Here is an 18,269-nt window from a genome sequence, read left to right as displayed (position 1 = left end):
CTCGCGGACCGACAGCTTCTGCCGCAAGTGCATGCGTCGAATGATGTTCAAAAGTCCCATGTGGATCACTCCCGTTACCCCCGCCGCTCATCGCTTTGGGGAAAGGTTCACATGGCTCAATTCTCAGTGGAAATTACGCGCCTATCCGGCTCAGTTCTGGGTGGAAATCAACAGACATGCGAAGTGAACCCGGAATTGGCCACGCCGGGCTTTCTGCTCGCCTATTTCCGCACACCCGAAGGGTTTTCGAGCGTGGTTGGCAACTCTCCCGGCACGATTGCCCGCAACAAGACGCTGTCCTCGAAGAAACTGCCCGCCATCGAGGTCCCCGTGCCGCCGCTGGAAACCCAACGCCGGTTCGACCGCCTTCAGGCCAAGGTCCGCCGCATCCGCACCATCCGCGCCGCCTCGGCCTTGGACGCCGACGCCCTGATCCCCGCGCTTCTGCATCAGGTCTTCGGCGCCGGGGACAGGGCCGCATGACGGGCGGCTGCGACCAGCCCGATCTGCTGTCTGACCTGACCGATCTGGACTTCGCCCGCCTGCTGCTGGCCGAAATGCACGACGACCTGCACGGCAAGGTCTCGCGCTATCGCATGCTGACCGATTTCAGTCGCGATCTCGGGCCGAACGGCACGATGATCTTCGGCGGCCAGGCCGCCCATTTTGCCTGGATCGAGGCACGCTCGTCCTACGTCCACGGCAACTTCGCCGCCACAATCCTGCTGTGCCAGGGGCTGGTCGAGCATCTACTGGCGGCCTGGTTGCACGTCGGCCTTCTGATTGACGACATCCCCAACCGGATCTCCTTTCGTGAAACCCTGCGCCGCTGCCGCGAGCGGGACGTGATCTCCGATCTGGACGTGACCGACCTGCAAAGGCTGATGGGCCTGCGCAACCCGCTGTCCCACTTCCGGCACGTCGATGATGCCGGCAACCTCGACCGCCGCTCGCTCGACACCGGCCAGCAGGCCGCCGACGTCGTTCGCCACGACGCCATCTTCGCCATCGGCCTCGCCGTCAGAATGCTGGCCAAGCCCGCTTTCCGCCTTGGACCGACCGCCTGAGCCCGGCGCCTCGCCTCGATTATGGTTCGACCCCGGTTCCATCCCGCAAACGCCCCTCTCGTCGAAGTGCTCAGCCTGAACCTGAAATAAACAATCCCTGCCAATGGCTTGCAGAACTTTACCAAATCCGCGCAGTCAACAGGTCCGGAGAATATCGACCCGGAGAGAACGCTTCCGGGCCGCTTGGCGCCGCCGCCGGTGCTCAGCCCCTCCCGCATAACCCTCGAAAACAACGGAAAAATCCGGCCGCAGCCGGATCGGGAGAACGCTTTCGCGGGGGTAAGTGGCGGAGCAGGTGGGATTCGAACCCACGGGACCATCACTGGCCCGGCGGTTTTCAAGACCGCTGCCTTAGACCGCTCGGCCACTGCTCCGTAGGGTTGCGTAAACTGCGGCAGTCGGATTGCCAAGGCCCATCCGTCACACCACCACGCCCGCGCCTTCGGTCGCAGGGCCGGCCACGGCGCGGAAGGCGGCGAACAGTTCGCGTCCCATGCCTTCGCTGCTGGTGGCAGGGTCGTGCATGGCAGCGGGACGGGCTTCGAAGTCCCGCGCAAGGCAGTCGATCGTTCCGCTGATCGCGTCCAGCCGGATCAGGTCGCCATCCTGGATGCGGGCAAGGGGCCCGCCGACCGATGCTTCGGGCGAGATGTGGATGGCCGCCGGGACCTTGCCCGATGCACCCGACATGCGGCCATCCGTCAGCAATGCGACGCGCAGCCCGCGATCCTGCAGCACGGCCAGGATCGGCGTCAGGGAATGCAGTTCGGGCATCCCGTTCGCGCGCGGCCCCTGGAAACGGACGACGACGATCGTGTCTTCGGTGAATTCGCCAGCCTTGAAGGCCTCCTTCACCTGGTCTTGGTCCGAGAAGACGCGGGCGCGGGCCTCGATGACATGGCGTTCCTCGGCGACTGCGCTGACCTTGATGACGCCGCGGCCCAGGTTCCCCTGGAGCTGCTTGAGACCGCCGGTCCTGGCAAAGGGATTGCCGGCCGGGCGCAGGATCCTGTCGTTCAGCGTGTCGCGCGATCCTTCGTCCCACCAAAGGCGGTCACCATCGAGCCTGGGTTCCAAGGTATAGCCGTCCAGCCCGGTGCCGTTGACGGTCTTCACGTCGGGGTGCAGCAACCCCGCCTCGAGCAGTTGTCCGATCATGTAGCCGATGCCGCCCGCCGCGTGGAAATGGTTCACGTCGGCCAGACCGTTCGGATAGACGCGCGCCATCAGGGGCACGGATTCCGAGATGTCGTGGAAATCCTCGATGTCGATCAGGATACCCGCGGCCTTGGCCATGGCGGGGATGTGCATGACGAGGTTGGTCGATCCCCCAGTCGCCATCAGGCCGACGATGCCATTCACGAAGGCCTTTTCGTTCAGGACCTCGCCCGCTGGCAGGTAGTCGTTGCCCAACCGGGTAATGGCTGCGGCACGCTGGACGCCCGCCACGGTCAGCGCATCGCGCAGGGGGGTGTTGGGGTTCACGAAGCTGGAACCGGGCAGGTGCAGGCCCATGAACTCCATCAGCATCTGGTTGGAGTTCGCGGTGCCGTAGAAGGTGCAGGTTCCCGGGCTGTGGTAAGACGCCATCTCGGCCGCCATCAGGGCCTCGCGGCCGACTTCTCCGGCGGCGAACTGCTGGCGGACCCTGGATTTCTCGTCATTGGGCAGGCCCGAGGGCATGGGACCGGCGGGCAGGAACACCGCCGGAATATGGCCGAAGGTCGCGGCGGCCATGACAAGGCCCGGCACGATCTTGTCGCAGACGCCCAGATACAGCGCGGCATCGAAGCAGTCGTGCGACAGCGCCACGCCAGCCGCCAAGGCGATCACGTCGCGCGAAAACAGCGACAGCTCCATCCCTGCACGGCCTTGGGTCACGCCGTCGCACATGGCCGGCACGCCGCCCGCGACCTGAACCGTGGCGCCTGCCGCGTTGCCGGCGCGGCGGATCAGATCGGGAAAACGCTCATAGGGCTGGTGGGCCGAGAGCATGTCGTTATAGGCGGTGACGATGCCGATATTGGGTTTGCGGGACAGGGCCAGGTCGTCCTTGTCGGGCATCGCGGCATAGGCATGGGCTTGGTTGCCGCAGGAAAGATGCGCGCGCCGGGGACCTTCCTCGGCCGCGCGGGCAATCTTGGCCAGATAGGCCTCTCGTCCGGTGCGGGAACGTGTGCGGATCCGGTCGGTGACTCGGTCGATGGTGGCGTGCAGGGTCATGGCTGGCTCCTTCTTGCGCCATTATATACGCTGTTAGCGTTAACGGTTCAACATCGCTTGTCGCTGGGCTTTGCTTTGTCGGTGACGGCCTTGTGCCGGACGGGAGGCCGTGCCAGATCCGGGGACGCGAAAAGGATGAACCCGATGACCGATCTGCCCGTGCTGCGCCTGCGCCCGAAGTCCAAGCCCCAGGCGATCCGCCACGGCTTCCCCTGGGTCTTTGCCGACGAAGCGGTGATGGACCGTCGGAGCCGCGCAATCCCTGCGGGCGGCTTTGCCGTCCTGGAAGACGCCGAACGCAAGGCTCTGGCGCTGGTGACGGTGAACCCGAACTCCAAGATTGTCGGCCGGGTGATGGACGCGGACCCCGACGCGCGGATCGACCGGGCGTGGCTACGTGCAAGACTGGAACGGGCCTTGCAGTTGCGGCAGCGGCTGTATGACACGCCTTTCTATCGATTGATCCATGCCGAGGCCGACGGTCTTCCGGGGCTGGTGATCGACCGTTTCGGCGATGCGGCAGTGATTCAGCCGAATGCTGCGTGGGCAGACCGGATGGCTGACGATCTGGCCGATGCTTTGGTCGATGTGACGGGTGTGACGACCGTGATCCTGAACGGCCAGGGTCGCGCGCGTGGGCTGGAGGGACTTGAGGAACGGATGGAGGTTCTGCGTGGACAGGCACCGTCCGAACCCGTGGCGGTGCCGATGAACGGGGCGACCTATCTGGCCGACCTGATGGGCGGGCAGAAGACCGGGCTGTTCTTCGACCAGAGGCCGAACCACGCCTTTGCGCAGCGGTTGGCCAAGGGCGGCACGATGCTAGATGTCTTCAGCCATGTCGGAGGCTTTGGCTTGGCCGCGCTTGCAGCAGGCGCGACCCATGCCACTTGCGTCGATGGCAGCGCGGCGGCTCTGGATCTGGCTAAGGCTGGGGCAGGGCGCATGAATGCCGCCGACCGTCTGGAAACCGTGCAGTCCGACGCCTTCAAGGCGATGGAACAGATAGCCGCCGATGGCCGGCGCTTTGATCTGGTCGTCTGCGATCCACCCGCCTTCGCACCCGCGAAGCCGGCACTGGAGGCGGGGCTGCGCGCCTATGAACGGGTGGCAAAGCTGGCCGCACCGCTGGTCGCTCCGGGCGGCTATCTGGTGTTGTGCAGCTGTTCCCATGCGGCCGATCTGACGGCCTTCCGCAATGTCAGCGCGCGCGGCATCGGACGCGGCGGCCGGCGGGGGGTGCTGATCCATACCGGACAGGCGGGGCCGGATCATCCGATGCTGCCGCAACTGGCGGAAACCGGCTATCTCAAGGCGCTGTTCTTCCGGCTGGACTGATGCGGGCCGTTCTTGACGCCAATGTCCTGTTTCCCACCATCCTGCGAGAGATCCTGACTGATCTTGCAGGCGCAGGGCTGTTCGTGCCGCTGTGGTCGCCGCGCATCCTGGCCGAATGGCGCCATGCGGCTGCCCGGCTTGGTCCCGATCAGGATGCCGTGGCGGGGGTCGAGATCGCGTTGCTGCGCGACCGCTTCCCCGGTGCCGAGATGCCCGATGATGGCACCCGCGCCATCGATCTGCATTTTCCCGACCCTGCCGACCGGCATGTGGCGGAAACGGCCTTGGCGGGGGACGCGACGCTGATCGTGACGGCAAATCTGCGCGATTTCCCCCGGACCCTGATGGCTGGCCTTGGCCTGCGCGCGATCCATCCCGACGCATTCCTGCTGGATTTGTCCCGGATCGATCCGGGCACGGTTCGCGCCGTCGTCACCAAAGCCTGCGACAAGGCCGCCGCCATGGGCGGCGACATGACCATGGCCGAGATGCTGAAACGCAGCCGCCTGCCACGGCTGGCCAAGGCCCTGAGAGGTTGAACCGAGTTGCTGTTAACGCTAACAAGAGATATGGCGATCCCCAACCGCAAGGAGGACAGCATGGTCTCGCGCGTCATTCCGGTCGATGACTTCGATCTGGTCATCTTTGGTGCCACCGGCGATCTGGCGCAGCGCAAGATCCTGCCGGGCCTGTTCCGCCGCTTCGTGGCCGGTCAGATCCCGGCGACTTCGCGCATCATTGGCGCGGCCCGCACTGAACAGGACGACGCGGCTTTCCGAAGCGAAGCCGGAAAGGCGATCGAGGAATTCGGCGGCATTGCCTCTGATGACCCGCATCTGGCGCAGTTCCTGGACCTGCTGGGCTACACCCCCATCGACGCAAAGGGCGACGGCGGGTGGGCGGATCTGAAATCACGGATGCGTCCCGGTGCGGTCCATGCGTTCTATTTCTCGGTCGCGCCGGCCCTTTTCGGCGATATCGCCAGCCGCCTGGCAAGCCACGGCATTGCGGATGAAAACAGCCGCATCGTGGTCGAAAAGCCTTTTGGCCGCGACCTGGAAACCGCGCGCGCGCTGAACGCGACGTTGGCCCGGCATTTCCGGGAAGAACAGATCTATCGGATTGATCACTATCTGGGCAAGGAAACCGTCCAGAACCTGATGGCCGTCCGCTTCGCGAACATCCTGTTCGAACCCCTGTGGAATTCCCAGTATGTCGATCACGTCCAGATTACGGTGGCCGAAACCGTGGGCGTGGCCGGGCGCGGCAGCTATTACGACAAGTCGGGCGCGATCCGGGACATGGTCCAGAACCACATGATGCAGCTTCTGTGCCTGATCGCGATGGAGCCGCCCTATCACTTCGACCCGAACGCCGTGCGCGACGAAAAGCTGAAGGTGATCCGCGCCTTGCAAGCCGTGGAACCCGGCGACATCGTCCGCGGCCAGTATCAGGCGGACGGCAAGTCCACCGGCTATCTGGAGGATTCGGAGAACCCGGATTCCCGGACCGAAAGCTATGTCGCGATGAAGGTCTGCATCTCGAACTGGCGGTGGCAGGGAACGCCTTTCTATCTGCGCACCGGCAAGAAGCTGCGCGCCCGAACCAGCGAGATCGCGATTGTCTTCCGCGAGCCGCCGCATTCGATTTTTGACGACAGCGGCGCGCCCAAGGCCAACGAACTTGTCATCCGCCTGCAACCGAACGAGGGCATGAACCTCAAGGTGATGATCAAGGAACCGGGTCCGGGAGGGATGCGGCTGGTGCAGGTGCCGCTGGACATGTCCTTCGCCGATGCGCTTGGCGCCGATGGCAGCGACATGCCCGACGCCTATGAACGGCTGATCATGGACGTGATCCGGGGCAACCAGACCTTGTTCATGCGCGGCGACGAGGTCGAGGCCGCCTGGGCCTGGACCGACCCGATCATCGCCGCCTGGGAAGACAGCAAGCGGCGTCCCGAACCCTATGACGCGGGATCTTCCGGCCCCGAGGAAGCGTTGCGCCTGCTGCATCGCGACAACCGCCGATGGAGGGAGATTCGCGCGTGACGATGGAATTCAAGGAATACCCGGACAGGGAAATGCTGGCCCTGTCGCTGGCCGACCAGATCGCGTCGCAGCTGGCGCAGCAGTTGCGCACGGGCGACACGGCCAGCCTGTGCGTTCCCGGCGGCACTTCGCCCACGCTGGTGTTCGAAACGCTCAGCGGGGCTGATATCGACTGGGACCGGGTGACGGTGTTCCTGGGCGACGAACGCTGGGTGGACGGGGAACACAAGCGGTCGAACGGCCGCCTGCTGCGCCGCCACCTGTTGCGCGACAAGGCGGCGGCTGCGGATTACATCGACCTTTACACCGGCGACTCCACGCCGGACGAGGCCGCAGAGGGTCTGGCCCAGGCAATCCGCCCGCACCTGCCGATCACGGTGGTCCTGCTGGGCATGGGCAACGACATGCACACGGCCAGCCTGTTCCCGGGGGCCGACCGACTGGCCGAAGGGTTGGCCGCGGACGCGCCGCTGGTCCTGCCGATCCGGGCCGAGGGGGCCGAGGAACCGCGCATCACACTGACCCGCCCGGCCTTGGCCGATGCGATGAATGTCCATGTCCTGCTGATGGGCCCGGAAAAGCGCGAGGCACTTGAGCGGGCGCAGAAGCTCGACCCGATCGAGGCGCCGATCCGCGCCTTCCTGGACAACGCGACCGTTCACTGGGCCGAATAGGAGCCTTTCCGAATGACCGACATCTGGACCCGCCTGAAATCCCACCGTCAGGCGCAAGGCGCAACCCGCATCACCGATCTGTTCGAGGCCGATCCCGCCCGCGCCGGTGACTTTGCCACTCAGGCGGACGGCCTGGTCTTCGACTGGTCGAAGACCATGGTCGATGCAAGGGCGCGCGATCTGCTGGTGGAACTGGCCGAAGGCGCCGACATCGCTGTCCGCCGCGAGGCGATGTTCACCGGCGCCAGGATCAACGAGACCGAGGACCGCGCCGTGCTGCACACAGCCCTGCGCAACCTGCGCGGCAGCGTAGTGGTGGACGGCCAAGACGTGATGCCCGCGGTGCGCGAGACGCATGACCGCATGGCCGATTTCGCCCGCGATGTCCGGTCGGGTGCCTTCACGGGGCAGGGCGGCAAGATCACCGATGTTGTCAATATCGGCATCGGTGGTTCCGATCTTGGCCCCTACATGGCCGTCCTTGCGATGGCGCCCTATCACGACGGGCCACGCTGCCATTTCGTCAGCAACGTGGACGGCGCCGACATCGCGGATACGCTCAAGGGACTGGACCCGACCACGACGCTGGTGATCGTGGCGTCGAAGACCTTCACCACCATTGAGACCATGACCAACGCCCAGACCGCCCGCGACTGGATGGGCCGCGTCGTGACCGACCCGGCGGCGCAGTTTGTTGCCTTGTCCTCGGCGACCGGCAAGACGGCGGAATTTGGCATCGACTCGTCGCGCGTCTTCGGGTTCGAGGACTGGGTCGGAGGGCGCTATTCCGTCTGGGGGCCGATCGGGCTGTCGCTGATGCTGGCCATCGGTGATGCGCGCTTTGACGAGTTCCTTTCGGGCGGTGCTGCGATGGACGCGCATTTCCGCGCGGCGCCCCTGGCCGAAAACCTGCCCGTCCTGCTGGCCCTTGTTGGCATCTGGCACCATCAGGTCTGCGGCTATCCGACCCGCGCCGTGCTGCCCTATGACAACCGCCTGCTGCGCCTGCCGGCCTATCTGCAACAGCTCGAGATGGAATCGAACGGCAAGCGCGTGGCGATGGACGGGTCCGACCTGACTGTGGTGTCTGGCCCCGTCGTCTGGGGCGAACCTGGCACCAACGGCCAGCACGCCTTCTACCAGCTGATCCACCAGGGCACGACGCCCGTTCCCTGCGAATTCATCCTGGCCGCTCGCGGGCATGAGGATGACTTGGCGCACCATCACATCCTGCTGGCCGCCAACTGCCTTGCCCAGTCCGAGGCCCTGATGCGCGGCCGCTCGTTGGAGGAGGCACGCGCCCTGATGCAGGCCAAGGGCCTGGAAGGCGCGGAACTGGACCGGCAGGCGCGGCATCGCGTGTTCCCCGGAAACCGGCCCTCGACCACGCTGCTGATCGAGCAACTGACGCCCTTCACCTTGGGCCAGATCGTCGCGCTTTATGAACACCGCGTCTTTGTGGAAGGCGTGATCCTGGGGATCAACAGCTTCGACCAGTGGGGCGTTGAACTGGGCAAGGAGTTGGCGCTGAAGGTGGAACCGCTGCTGAAGGGCGAGGGCGCGCCGGGTCATGATGCGTCCACCGAGCATCTGGCGCAGGTCTTCCGGCAGATGCGAGGGTAGAAAAGGCCGGGGGCTTCGCGCCCCCGGACCCCCGCGGGATATTTCTGCACAGAAGATGCTACCAGTGCGGCGGGCGTTGATCGGCCAACGGGATCGAGCCTTCGGCATCAGCCTGCTGTTCGGCGGCGAAGCGCATCAGCATCTCGACCCGGCGGGTCAGCAGGGCGATCTCGCCGTCCTGGCGGGCGATGACCTCGTGCAGCTCGTCGGTCACGCGCGTCAGGTGGGCCAGCGTTTCCTCAAGCTGCCGGATTCGCGCCTCGGTATCCTTGTCCATATCGGCCCCTTCGGTTAAGGCAGCCACGGATTTGGCCGGAAAGGCAGGACCATGGCGAAAGATCAGAAAAAACAGCCCCGTCCCAAGGCGGAAACGCCCAAGGGCTTTCGCGACTATTTCGGCGCGGACGTGACCGAACGCAAGGCGATGCTGGACCGGATCGCCGAAATCTATCACCGCCATGGCTTCGATCCCCTGGAAACCAGCGCCGTCGAGACGGTCGAGGCCCTGGGAAAGTTCCTGCCCGACGTGGACCGCCCCAATGCCGGCGTCTTTGCCTGGCAGGAGGAAGCCGTGCCCGGCGGCGGGTCGGGCGACTGGCTGGCGCTGCGCTATGACCTGACGGCGCCGCTTGCGCGGGTGGCGGCGCAGTTTCGGAATGACCTGCCCTCGCCTTACCGGCGCTATGCCATGGGGCCGGTCTGGCGGAACGAAAAGCCGGGTCCGGGGCGGTTCCGGCAGTTCTATCAATGCGATGCGGATACTGTTGGCAGTGCCTCGGTCGCGGCGGATGCCGAGATCTGCGCAATGCTGGCCGATGCCTTGGAGGCCGTGGGGATCGCGCGCGGCGACTACATCGTGCGGATCAACAACCGCAAGGTGCTGAACGGCGTGCTGGAGGCTGCCGAGGTTCGCGCCGATCAAGCCGAGGACGTGCTGCGCCAGATCGACAAGTTCGACAAGGTCGGGCGCGACGGCGTGCTGGCGCTGCTGACCACGGGCCGCAAGGACGACAGTGGTGCGATGATCGAAGGCGTGGGCCTGTCCGAGGCGCAGGCCCAGCCGGTGCTGGCCTTCCTGACCTCGAAGGGCGCGAACAACGCCGCAACGCTGGCGAACCTGCGGGCGGCGGTCGGCGCGTCGGCCATCGGGGCCGAGGGCGTGGACGAGCTGGCCGAGATCGCCGGGATGCTGGCCGCCATGGGCGTGGCCGAGGACCGGGCGGTCGTCGACCCCTCGGTCGTGCGGGGGCTTGGCTATTACACCGGCCCGGTCTTCGAGGCCGAACTGACCTTCGAGATCCTGGACGAGAAGGGCCGCAAGCGGCAGTTCGGTTCGGTCGCGGGCGGCGGGCGCTATGACGGGCTGGTCGAACGCTTCACGGGCCAGAAGGTGCCCGCGACCGGGGTGTCCATTGGCGTGGACCGGCTGCTGGCCGCCTTGCGCGCCAAGGGGTTGGCGGGGGCCGAGGCGCAGGGGCCGGTGGTCGTGACGGTGATGGACCGCGACCGGATGGCAGACTACCAGGCCATGGCGTCCGAGTTGCGCGCGGCGGGCATCCGGGCCGAGGTTTATCTGGGCAATCCCAAGAACTTTGGCAACCAGTTGAAATATGCCGACAAGCGCGGCGCGCCGGTGGCAATCATCCAGGGCGCGGACGAAGCTGTGCGCGGCGTGGTGCAGGTCAAGGATCTGGTCCTGGGCGCGCGCATCGCAGCCGAGGCCAGCCTTGACGAATGGAAGGCGCAGCCCGCCCAGACCGAGGTTTCCCGCGCCGATCTGGTCGCGGAAGTGAAACGGATCCTTGGATGATCCCCAAGCGCGACAAGCAAGCCATCGGCCAGCGTTTTCTGCAAGCTTTCCGCGAGGCAGGCGCGGCCGAGGTCGCGCCCGATATCCTGCTGCCCGCCGATACGCTGCTGGATCTGTATGGCGAGGATATCCGCGCGCGGGCCTATACCTCGACCGATCCCTTGCGGGGCGAGGTCATGCTGCGGCCCGATTTTACCGTTCCTGTCGTGCAGATGCACATGGCGAACGGGGCGGAACCCGCGCGATACTGCTATCTGGGCGAGGTGTTCCGCAAGCAGGATCCGGGTGACGAACGCCCCGCCAATCCGCGCGACAACGAATATCTGCAAGCCGGGTTCGAGCTGTTCGCCCATGATCCCCAGGCCGACGCCGAGGTCTTCGCGCTGTTCCACCGGCTGCTGGCGCCATATGGCCTGCATGCCGTGACGGGCGATATGGGCTTGGTGATGGATGCCGTGCGTGCGCTGCCGCTGTCGGATGCGCGGCGTGATGCGCTGCTGCATCATGTCTGGCGGCCCGGACGCTTTGGCCGCCTGCTGGCGCGGTTTTCGCAGCCTGTCGCCCTGCGCGCCTTTGCGGAAAGCGCCGCCCCCTGGGCAGGGCTGCGGTCCGAGGACGAGATGGAGCGGCGCATGGCCCGGCTGAGGGCCGATCAGGATGCGCCGCCGCTGGACCCCCGGTGGACCACGCGGCTGGAACGGCTGTTCGCCATCAGCGCGCCCATGCCGGATGCCTTGGCGCAACTGTCGGACTTGTCGCGGGAGTGGCCCGACCTTGCGCCCGCCATCGGGCGTGTCGAGGAACGGGCAGGGATGCTGGTCGATGGGGGCATCGCGCCGGACAGCATCCTGTTCGATGCAAGCCATGGTCATCGCACGATGGAATATTACGACGGCTTCACCTTCAGCTTCCTCGCGCCGGATCACCCGGGTTGGCCGCCCGTTGCCACCGGCGGACGCTATGACGCGCTGACCGCCGTTCTGGGCCGCGGCGGTCGCGCCATCCCCGCCGTGGGCGGCATCATCCGCCCCGGCCTTGTTGCCGAACTGGAGGCCGCATGATCCGGCTGGGTGTGCCGTCCAAGGGGCGGCTCATGGAACAGACCTTCGACTGGTTCGCCGCGCGGGGCGTGACCCTGTCGCGCAGCGGATCGGATCGCGAATATGCGGGCCGGGTTCAGGGTGCCGAAGGGGTATCGCTGGTCCTGCTGTCGGCGGGCGAGATCCCGCGAGAGCTTGCCGCAGGGCGGATCGAACTGGGCGTCACCGGCACGGATCTGGTGCGGGAAAAGCTGGCGGGCTGGCGGTCTGACGTGGCCGAGGTGGCGCCGATGGGCTTTGGCCATGCGGACCTGATCCTGGCCGTGCCGGAATGCTGGTGCGATTGCGAGGATCTGGACGACTTTGCCTCGATCGCGCGCGATTTCCGGGCGGCGCACGGGTTCCGCCTGCGGATTGCCACGAAGTATCACCGACTGGTGCGCGCCTGGCTGGCCCAGCACGAGGTCGCCGATTACCAGCTGGTCGATTCCCAGGGCGCGACCGAGGGGACCGTTGCCAACCAGACTGCCGAGGCCGTGGCCGATATCACCTCGTCCGGGGAAACGCTGCGGGCCAACAACCTGAAGATCCTGGGGGTCGCGCCGATCCTTCGGTCACAGGCCACGCTGTTCGTGAACCGGGCGGCCCTGGACGATGTGCGGCCCTTCCTGGCGCAGCTTGGGGTGGCGGCCTGAGCGGGGGCTGTCTGCCCCCACGCGCTCTGCGCATTCCCCCGAGGATATTTCAATGAAGAAGTCCTAAATCCTTTCGGGATTAACTTGCGACATAGCCAGCTGCCTGAAAGTAGTTCCAGCACTCAGCGGGTGTGGACATTCCGCAGATGTCTCGGGAAGCGTTGAACAGTTCGGTAAAGATCCGCGCCCCGACCTTGCGCAGATGCGCTTCGAGCTTCAAGAACGCCTGCTCGATGGGTTCAGGTCCGGGGAATAGGGCAGCAGGTAGAGAAACCAGCAGCCAGCCTGCTTGATGGCCTTGGCTGCCTCGACGTTCCGGTATGTCGCGAGGTTGTCCAGGATGACAACAGTGCCAGGCATCAGTTCCGGCACCAGAACCTTTTCGACGTAGGCGGCGAAGGCAGGCCCGTCCATCGCCCCCCTGATGACCAAGGGGCAATCAGGCCGTCGGGGGTCAATCCTGCAATGAAGGTCTGGCTGTTCCAGTGTCCGAAGGGCGCGTCCATGGCGAGCCGCTCACCACAGGGAGCGCGACCACGCAGGCGGTGAGGTTGGTCTTTATGGACGCCTCATCACGGAACACAAGCCGTTCCGGCTGACGCCGCATTGCGGGCAAGCGGTGCGTCAACCAATCGTGTCGGGCCTGCTTTGCCCTTGCGCGGCACCGTTCACTGGCCACCAGCGATTTTTCTATAGGTGAAGCCGAGCCGCGACAGCAGCGCGGCAATGGAGGAATGGGGAGCTTCGACACCTTCCGCCATCGCCAGGGCGTCGCGCAGTTCGAAGAGCGTGATGTCAGGATCCTGGGGTGACCAGTTCCTCGAAAAACGCCTGGCATGGCGCGAGCTTGCCTCGTCCAAAAGGACGGCCTTGAGGCGCGGGATGAGGGTGACCGCATGTCCATATCAGGCGTGCCCACCGTGCGCCTGTCGCAGGTGGCAGCTTCAGGCGCATGGCTGCGGCACGGCCGCTCAGGCCCTCTTCGATAGGCCGCTGAAACCGCGTCTGGAGCGCATTCGGCAAAGGTGCTGAGATGATCCATCCCCCCCGAACAAGAGGAGCACAAACTGGGGTTTGCAGGAATCCTCCTGCGATTCACGTTTTTACCGAAACGCTTTAGAGGCCCACGAGCGCACGGGCGAAGTCGTTGGCGTCGAAGGCGTCCAGGTCGTCGATCTGTTCGCCCACGCCGATGGCATGGATCGGCAGGCCGAAGCGGTCGGCAAGGGCCACCAGCACGCCGCCGCGCGCGGTCCCGTCCAGCTTAGTCATCACAAGGCCCGAGACATCGGCCAACTGGCGGAAGGTTTCCACCTGGTTCAGCGCGTTCTGGCCCGTGGTCGCGTCCAGCACCAGAAGGGTGTTGTGGGGCGCGGTCGGATCCTTCTTGCGGATCACCCGGACGATCTTGGCCAGTTCCTCCATCAGGTCCTGGCGGTTCTGCAGCCGGCCCGCCGTGTCGATCATCAGCAGGTCGGCACCTTCGGCCTCGGCCCGGGTCATGGCGTCGAAGGCCAGGCTGGCCGGGTCGCTGCCTTGGGCTGCGACCATCACCGGCACGCCGGCGCGCTTGCCCCAGATCTGGAGCTGTTCGACGGCGGCGGCGCGGAAGGTGTCGCCCGCCGCGATCATCACCGACTTGCCCGCTGCCCGGAACTGGCTGGCGAGCTTGCCGATGGTGGTGGTCTTGCCGGCGCCGTTCACGCCCACGACCAGCACGACCTGCGGCTTCTTCGGGTAAAGGGGCAGGGGGCGGGCCACGGGGGTCATGATCCGGGCGATCTCGCCCGCCAGCAGTTCCTTGAGTTCGGTCGAGGATACCCGGCGGCCCATCCGGCCCTCGGCGATGTTGGCCGTCACGCGCAGCGCGGTATCGACGCCCAGGTCAGCCTGGACGAGCATGTCCTCAAGCTCCTCCAGCATCTCGTCGTCAAGGGCGCGGCGTGGTTCCTCAGGGCGCGCAGGAGTGGTGCCGAACAGGCGGCCGACCAAGCCCGGCGCGGGGGCGGCGGGCGCCGGTTGCTCGGCGATCGGAGCAGGCGAGGCGTCCACGATCCCGTCCAGCCCTTCGCCGATCTTCGAAGACGATCGCGTCAGCCGGTCGCGTAATTTGGTGAAAAACGACATGCCCGCACCTTTCCAAGTCCGCCGAAGACCCTAATCGCTGCAGGTCGAAAGGAAAAGGGTGGCAAATCGCGGCTTTCCCCCAGCGTGGTCCTGCGCTAGACCCTGCACCGGACATTTTTCGGGGAATGGAAGGACCGTTCATGGCCAATGTGGTGGTTGTCGGCGCGCAATGGGGCGACGAGGGCAAGGGCAAGATCGTCGATTGGCTGTCCGAACGGGCCGATGTGATCGCCCGCTTCCAGGGCGGCCATAACGCCGGGCACACGCTGGTCATCGGCAACACGGTCTTCAAGCTGTCGCTGCTGCCGTCGGGCATCGTGCGCGAAGGCAAGCTGGCCGTGATCGGCAACGGCGTGGTGCTGGACCCCTGGGCGCTGTTTTCCGAGATCGACAAGCTGTCGGCGCAGGGGGTCAGGATTTCGACCGAGAACCTGATGATCGCGGAAAACACGCCGCTGATCCTGCCCCTGCATCAGGATCTGGACAAGCTGCGCGAGGAAGCCGCGGGCAAGGCGAAGATCGGGACCACCGGGCGCGGTATTGGCCCGGCCTATGAGGACAAGGTGGGCCGCCGCACGATCCGCGTGGCGGATCTGGGCGACGAGGAAACGCTGGATGCGCGCCTGGACCGCCTGCTGGCCCATCACGATGCACTGCGCCAGGGCCTTGGCGCGGAGCCCATCGACCGGGCCGAGCTGAAGGCCAGGCTGATGGAGGTCGCGCCGAAGCTGCTGCCCTATGCCCAGCCGGTCTGGAAGATCATGGCCGACGCCCGCAAGGCCGGAAAGCGCATCCTGTTCGAGGGCGCGCAGGGGTCGCTGCTGGACATCGACTTCGGCACCTATCCTTATGTCACCAGTTCCACCACCATGTCGGGGATGGCTGCGTCCGGGACCGGGATGGGGCCGTCGGCCATCGGCTTCGTTCTGGGGATCGTCAAGGCCTATACCACCCGCGTGGGCGAAGGGCCGTTCCCGACCGAGTTGCATGATGCGGACGGCCAGCGTCTGGGCGAACGGGGGCATGAGTTCGGCACCGTCACGGGGCGCAAGCGGCGCTGCGGCTGGTTCGATGCGGTGCTGGTGCGCCAGACCTGCGCGATCAGCGGCGTCAACGGCATCGCGCTGACCAAGCTGGACGTGCTGGACGGGTTCGACACCCTGAAGATCTGCGTCGGCTATGAGATCGACGGCGTGAAATACGATTATCTGCCGACCGCCGCCGCGCTGCAGGCCAAGGTCACGCCGATCTACGAGGAAATGGAGGGGTGGCAGGAATCGACCCAAGGGGCGCGGTCCTGGGCCGATCTGCCTGCGGCGGCGATCAAGTATGTGCGCCGCGTCGAGGAACTGATCCAGTGCCCGGTCGCGCTGCTCTCGACCAGTCCCGAACGGGACGATACGATCCTGGTGACGGACCCGTTCGCGGACTAAGCCGGGGGTTTCACACCCCCGGACCCCCGTGGGATATTTATCCACAGAAGATGAAACGGAGGCGGCGATGAACCTGAAGACACGCAAGAGGCTGTCGCTGCTGATCCTGGTCATCGGCCTGCCGCTTTACATCGTCGCTGCGGTGACGCTGGTCAACTGGATGGACACGCGCTTTGGCCGCCAGCCGATCCTGGTCGAGGTCGCGGTCTATGTGGGCTTGGGCATCCTGTGGATCCTGCCGTTCAAGCGCGTCTTTTCCGGCATCGGGCGCGGGGAATGATACCGCCGCTGGTCATCTCTGATCGAGGGGTGACCGTGATCGGGGGCGGCGCGACGACCCCTTATGACCTGCAGACCGCGCTGGCGGTGGCGCCGACCCTTGTGGCCGCTGATGGCGGGGCCGACCGGGCGCTTGCCTTGGGGCAGGCCCCGGACTGGGTGATCGGCGATCTGGACAGCATCACGGCGGGCGCGCGCAAGCTGATCCCGGCGGGGCGCATTCATCACGTGGCCGAACAGAACAGCACCGATTTTGCCAAATGCCTGAGCCGCATTGCCGCGCCCTTCGTGATGGCCGTCGGCTTTGCCGGGCTGCGGCTGGATCATACGCTGTCGGTGCTGACCACCATGGCCAGCACGCCTCGGCCCCTCGTGATCCTGCTTGCATCCGACGACGTGGTGTTCGTGGCCCCCCCGCGCCTGACCCTGCCGCTGATCCCGGGGACGCGGGTGTCGCTTTATCCGATGGGACCGGCACGCGGAGTCAGCACGGGCCTGGAATGGCCGATCGAGGGGATCGAGTTCGCGCCGGGCGGGCGGGTCGGCACCTCCAACATGGCCAATGGCGTCGTGACCCTGCGGATCGAGGGCAAGATGCTGCTGATGTTGCCACGCAGCACGCTGGCATCTGTCATGACGGCGCTCCGCCTGCCTGCCTGAACGATCAAAGCCCTGTGCGGCGGTTGCCGGTTTGGCCGCGATGGCTTATCTGCAAGGGGCGAACCTGCGGAGGCATCCATGTCGCTGAACCCCATCCGTCCCTGGCGCAACATCGAGCGCCGGAAGTCGCGCCAGATCATGGTGGGCAGCGTTCCCGTAGGGGGCGATGCGCCCATCAGCGTGCAGACCATGACCAACACCAATGGCCATGACGTGCGCGCGACCCTGGACCAGGTGATCCGCGCGGCCGATGCTGGGGCGGACATCGTGCGCATTTCGGCGCCCGACCAGGAAACCACGCGGGCGCTGCGCGAGATTTGCCGCGAAAGCCCGGTGCCGATCGTGGCCGACATCCATTTCCACTACAAGCGTGCGATCGAGGCGGCCGAGGCGGGTGCGGCCTGCCTGCGCATCAATCCCGGCAATATCGGCGATGCCACCCGCGTGCGCGAGGTCATCAAGGCGGCCAAGGACCACGGCTGTTCGATCCGTATCGGCGTGAATGCAGGATCGCTGGAACGGCATTTGCTGGAAAAATACGGCGAGCCTTGCCCGGATGCGATGGTTGAAAGCGGTCTGGATCACATCAAGATCCTGCAGGACAACGACTTCCACGAGTTCAAGATCAGCGTGAAGGCTAGCGATGTGTTCCTGTCCGCCGCTGCCTATCAGCAACTGGCCGATGCGACTGATGCGCCAATTCACCTGGGCATTACCGAAGCCGGGGGCTTTGTCGGCGGCACGGTGAAATCGGCCATTGGCCTTGGCAACCTGCTGTGGATGGGCATCGGCGACACGATCCGCGTCAGCCTGTCCGCCGATCCGGTCGAGGAGGTCAAGGTCGGGTTCGAGATCCTGAAATCGCTGGGGCTGCGGACGCGGGGGGTGCAGATCATTTCCTGCCCGTCCTGTGCACGGCAGGGCTTTGACGTGATCCGAACCGTTGAAGCGTTGGAAAAGCGACTGGAACACATCAAGACGCCCATGTCGCTGTCGATCATCGGTTGCGTGGTGAACGGCCCGGGCGAGGCGTTGATGACCGATATCGGCTTTACCGGCGGCGGCGCGGGCAATGGCATGGTCTATCTGGCCGGGCGCCAAAGCCACAAGATGACGAACGACCAGATGATCGACCATATCGTGCAACTGGTCGAGGAGCGGGCCGAGAAGATCGAGGCTGAAGCGAGCGCGCAGACGGCTGCCGAGTAGGGGTGTGCTTGCACGCATCGTTGCCTTAGCCATGGTGCGT

At 65.7% G+C, this 18,269-nt stretch carries 20 protein-coding genes and 1 tRNA gene; 15 read left to right on the top strand and 6 right to left on the bottom strand.

What is annotated here, in order from left to right; genetic code table 11:
* The 3 genes from RAH32_RS18155 to RAH32_RS18145 all read left to right on the top strand — a co-directional run.
* A partial coding sequence (locus tag RAH32_RS18155) for a hypothetical protein (RefSeq protein ID WP_306609840.1) occupies positions 1–187 on the top strand: 187 nt, incomplete at its 5' end.
* Complete coding sequence (locus RAH32_RS18150; protein WP_306609839.1) at positions 184–483, top strand: restriction endonuclease subunit S domain-containing protein; 300 nt, start codon at positions 184–186, stop codon at positions 481–483. The genes RAH32_RS18155 and RAH32_RS18150, both read left to right, overlap by 4 nt.
* Complete coding sequence (locus RAH32_RS18145) at positions 480–1,067, top strand: hypothetical protein (RefSeq protein ID WP_306609838.1); 588 nt, start codon at positions 480–482, stop codon at positions 1,065–1,067. The genes RAH32_RS18150 and RAH32_RS18145 overlap by 4 nt, the downstream gene beginning before the upstream one ends.
* A 284-nt stretch (positions 1,068–1,351) precedes the next feature.
* On the opposite strand, the gene RAH32_RS18140 is transcribed toward RAH32_RS18145, so the two are convergent.
* Positions 1,352–1,441, bottom strand: a tRNA-Ser gene (locus tag RAH32_RS18140).
* A 46-nt stretch (positions 1,442–1,487) separates the two neighbouring features.
* Entirely contained in the window at positions 1,488–3,290 is a 1,803-nt protein-coding gene (edd, locus tag RAH32_RS18135) for a phosphogluconate dehydratase (RefSeq protein ID WP_306609837.1), read from the bottom strand.
* A 144-nt stretch (positions 3,291–3,434) separates the two neighbouring features.
* Here edd and RAH32_RS18130 point away from each other — a divergent pair, with 144 nt between their 5' ends.
* From RAH32_RS18130 to pgi, 5 genes are read left to right on the top strand one after another with little or no spacing between them, the layout of a single operon-like run.
* Positions 3,435–4,628: an RSP_2647 family RNA methyltransferase gene (locus RAH32_RS18130; RefSeq protein WP_306609836.1), complete on the top strand. Its 1,194-nt coding sequence runs from the start codon at positions 3,435–3,437 to the stop codon at positions 4,626–4,628.
* Positions 4,628–5,167 (top strand): RSP_2648 family PIN domain-containing protein, encoded by a 540-nt coding sequence (locus tag RAH32_RS18125; RefSeq protein ID WP_306609835.1) that lies wholly within the window; start codon positions 4,628–4,630, stop codon positions 5,165–5,167. The genes RAH32_RS18130 and RAH32_RS18125 overlap by 1 nt, the downstream gene beginning before the upstream one ends.
* 60 nt (positions 5,168–5,227) lie before the next feature.
* Positions 5,228–6,679: a glucose-6-phosphate dehydrogenase gene (gene zwf, locus RAH32_RS18120; protein ID WP_306609844.1), complete on the top strand. Its 1,452-nt coding sequence runs from the start codon at positions 5,228–5,230 to the stop codon at positions 6,677–6,679.
* A 2-nt stretch (positions 6,680–6,681) separates the two neighbouring features.
* Complete coding sequence (gene pgl, locus RAH32_RS18115; protein WP_306609843.1) at positions 6,682–7,353, top strand: 6-phosphogluconolactonase; 672 nt, start codon at positions 6,682–6,684, stop codon at positions 7,351–7,353.
* 12 nt (positions 7,354–7,365) lie between these two features.
* Positions 7,366–8,976: a glucose-6-phosphate isomerase gene (gene pgi, locus RAH32_RS18110; protein ID WP_306609834.1), complete on the top strand. Its 1,611-nt coding sequence runs from the start codon at positions 7,366–7,368 to the stop codon at positions 8,974–8,976.
* Between the two features lie 58 nt (positions 8,977–9,034).
* Here the strand turns inward: pgi and RAH32_RS18105 are convergent, their stop codons facing one another.
* Positions 9,035–9,253: a SlyX family protein gene (locus tag RAH32_RS18105; protein ID WP_306609833.1), complete on the bottom strand. Its 219-nt coding sequence runs from the start codon at positions 9,251–9,253 to the stop codon at positions 9,035–9,037.
* Positions 9,254–9,304: 51 nt separating this feature from the next.
* Between RAH32_RS18105 and hisS the strand changes: the two genes are divergently transcribed.
* The 3 genes from hisS to hisG are packed head-to-tail and all read left to right on the top strand — an operon-like array spanning position 9,305 to position 12,521.
* A complete protein-coding gene (gene hisS / locus RAH32_RS18100) occupies positions 9,305–10,786 on the top strand; it encodes a histidine--tRNA ligase (RefSeq protein ID WP_306609832.1) in 1,482 nt (493 codons plus the stop codon).
* On the top strand, positions 10,786–11,847 hold the full coding sequence (locus tag RAH32_RS18095; RefSeq protein ID WP_373429737.1) for an ATP phosphoribosyltransferase regulatory subunit: 1,062 nt from the start codon (positions 10,786–10,788) through the stop codon (positions 11,845–11,847). Before hisS ends, RAH32_RS18095 begins: the two co-directional genes overlap by 1 nt.
* On the top strand, positions 11,844–12,521 hold the full coding sequence (hisG, locus tag RAH32_RS18090) for an ATP phosphoribosyltransferase (RefSeq protein WP_306609830.1): 678 nt from the start codon (positions 11,844–11,846) through the stop codon (positions 12,519–12,521). The genes RAH32_RS18095 and hisG overlap by 4 nt, the downstream gene beginning before the upstream one ends.
* Before the next feature lie 216 nt (positions 12,522–12,737).
* Here the strand turns inward: hisG and RAH32_RS18085 are convergent, their stop codons facing one another.
* The 3 genes from RAH32_RS18085 to ftsY form a co-directional block, all read right to left on the bottom strand.
* Positions 12,738–12,980: a transposase gene (locus RAH32_RS18085; protein WP_306609842.1), complete on the bottom strand. Its 243-nt coding sequence runs from the start codon at positions 12,978–12,980 to the stop codon at positions 12,738–12,740.
* Between the two features lie 209 nt (positions 12,981–13,189).
* Complete coding sequence (locus tag RAH32_RS18080; RefSeq protein WP_306609829.1) at positions 13,190–13,381, bottom strand: hypothetical protein; 192 nt, start codon at positions 13,379–13,381, stop codon at positions 13,190–13,192.
* Positions 13,382–13,637: 256 nt separating this feature from the next.
* Positions 13,638–14,648 carry a signal recognition particle-docking protein FtsY gene (ftsY, locus tag RAH32_RS18075; protein ID WP_306609828.1) on the bottom strand — a complete coding sequence of 337 codons (1,011 nt, stop codon included), beginning with the start codon at positions 14,646–14,648 and terminating at the stop codon, positions 13,638–13,640.
* Between the two features lie 140 nt (positions 14,649–14,788).
* Between ftsY and RAH32_RS18070 the strand changes: the two genes are divergently transcribed.
* The 4 genes from RAH32_RS18070 (at position 14,789) to ispG (ending at position 18,229) form a co-directional block, all read left to right on the top strand.
* Entirely contained in the window at positions 14,789–16,081 is a 1,293-nt protein-coding gene (locus RAH32_RS18070) for an adenylosuccinate synthase (RefSeq protein ID WP_306609827.1), read from the top strand.
* 67 nt (positions 16,082–16,148) lie between these two features.
* Positions 16,149–16,361, top strand: a complete 213-nt coding sequence (locus RAH32_RS18065; protein WP_306609826.1) for a DUF2842 domain-containing protein — start codon at positions 16,149–16,151, stop codon at positions 16,359–16,361.
* The gene (locus tag RAH32_RS18060) at positions 16,358–17,020 is read left to right on the top strand and encodes a thiamine diphosphokinase (RefSeq protein WP_306609825.1); all 663 of its coding nucleotides are present in this window, start codon (positions 16,358–16,360) and stop codon (positions 17,018–17,020) included. The genes RAH32_RS18065 and RAH32_RS18060 overlap by 4 nt, the downstream gene beginning before the upstream one ends.
* A gap of 78 nt (positions 17,021–17,098) precedes the next feature.
* A complete protein-coding gene (ispG, locus tag RAH32_RS18055; RefSeq protein WP_306609824.1) occupies positions 17,099–18,229 on the top strand; it encodes a flavodoxin-dependent (E)-4-hydroxy-3-methylbut-2-enyl-diphosphate synthase in 1,131 nt (376 codons plus the stop codon).
* Positions 18,230–18,269 lie beyond the last annotated feature (40 nt).

The organism is Paracoccus yibinensis (assembly GCF_030846195.1).
Classification (GTDB): Bacteria; Pseudomonadota; Alphaproteobacteria; order Rhodobacterales; family Rhodobacteraceae; genus Paracoccus; species Paracoccus yibinensis.
The sequence above is the reverse complement of the archived record's forward strand: the minus strand, read 5'-3'. Positions and strand labels throughout refer to the sequence as shown.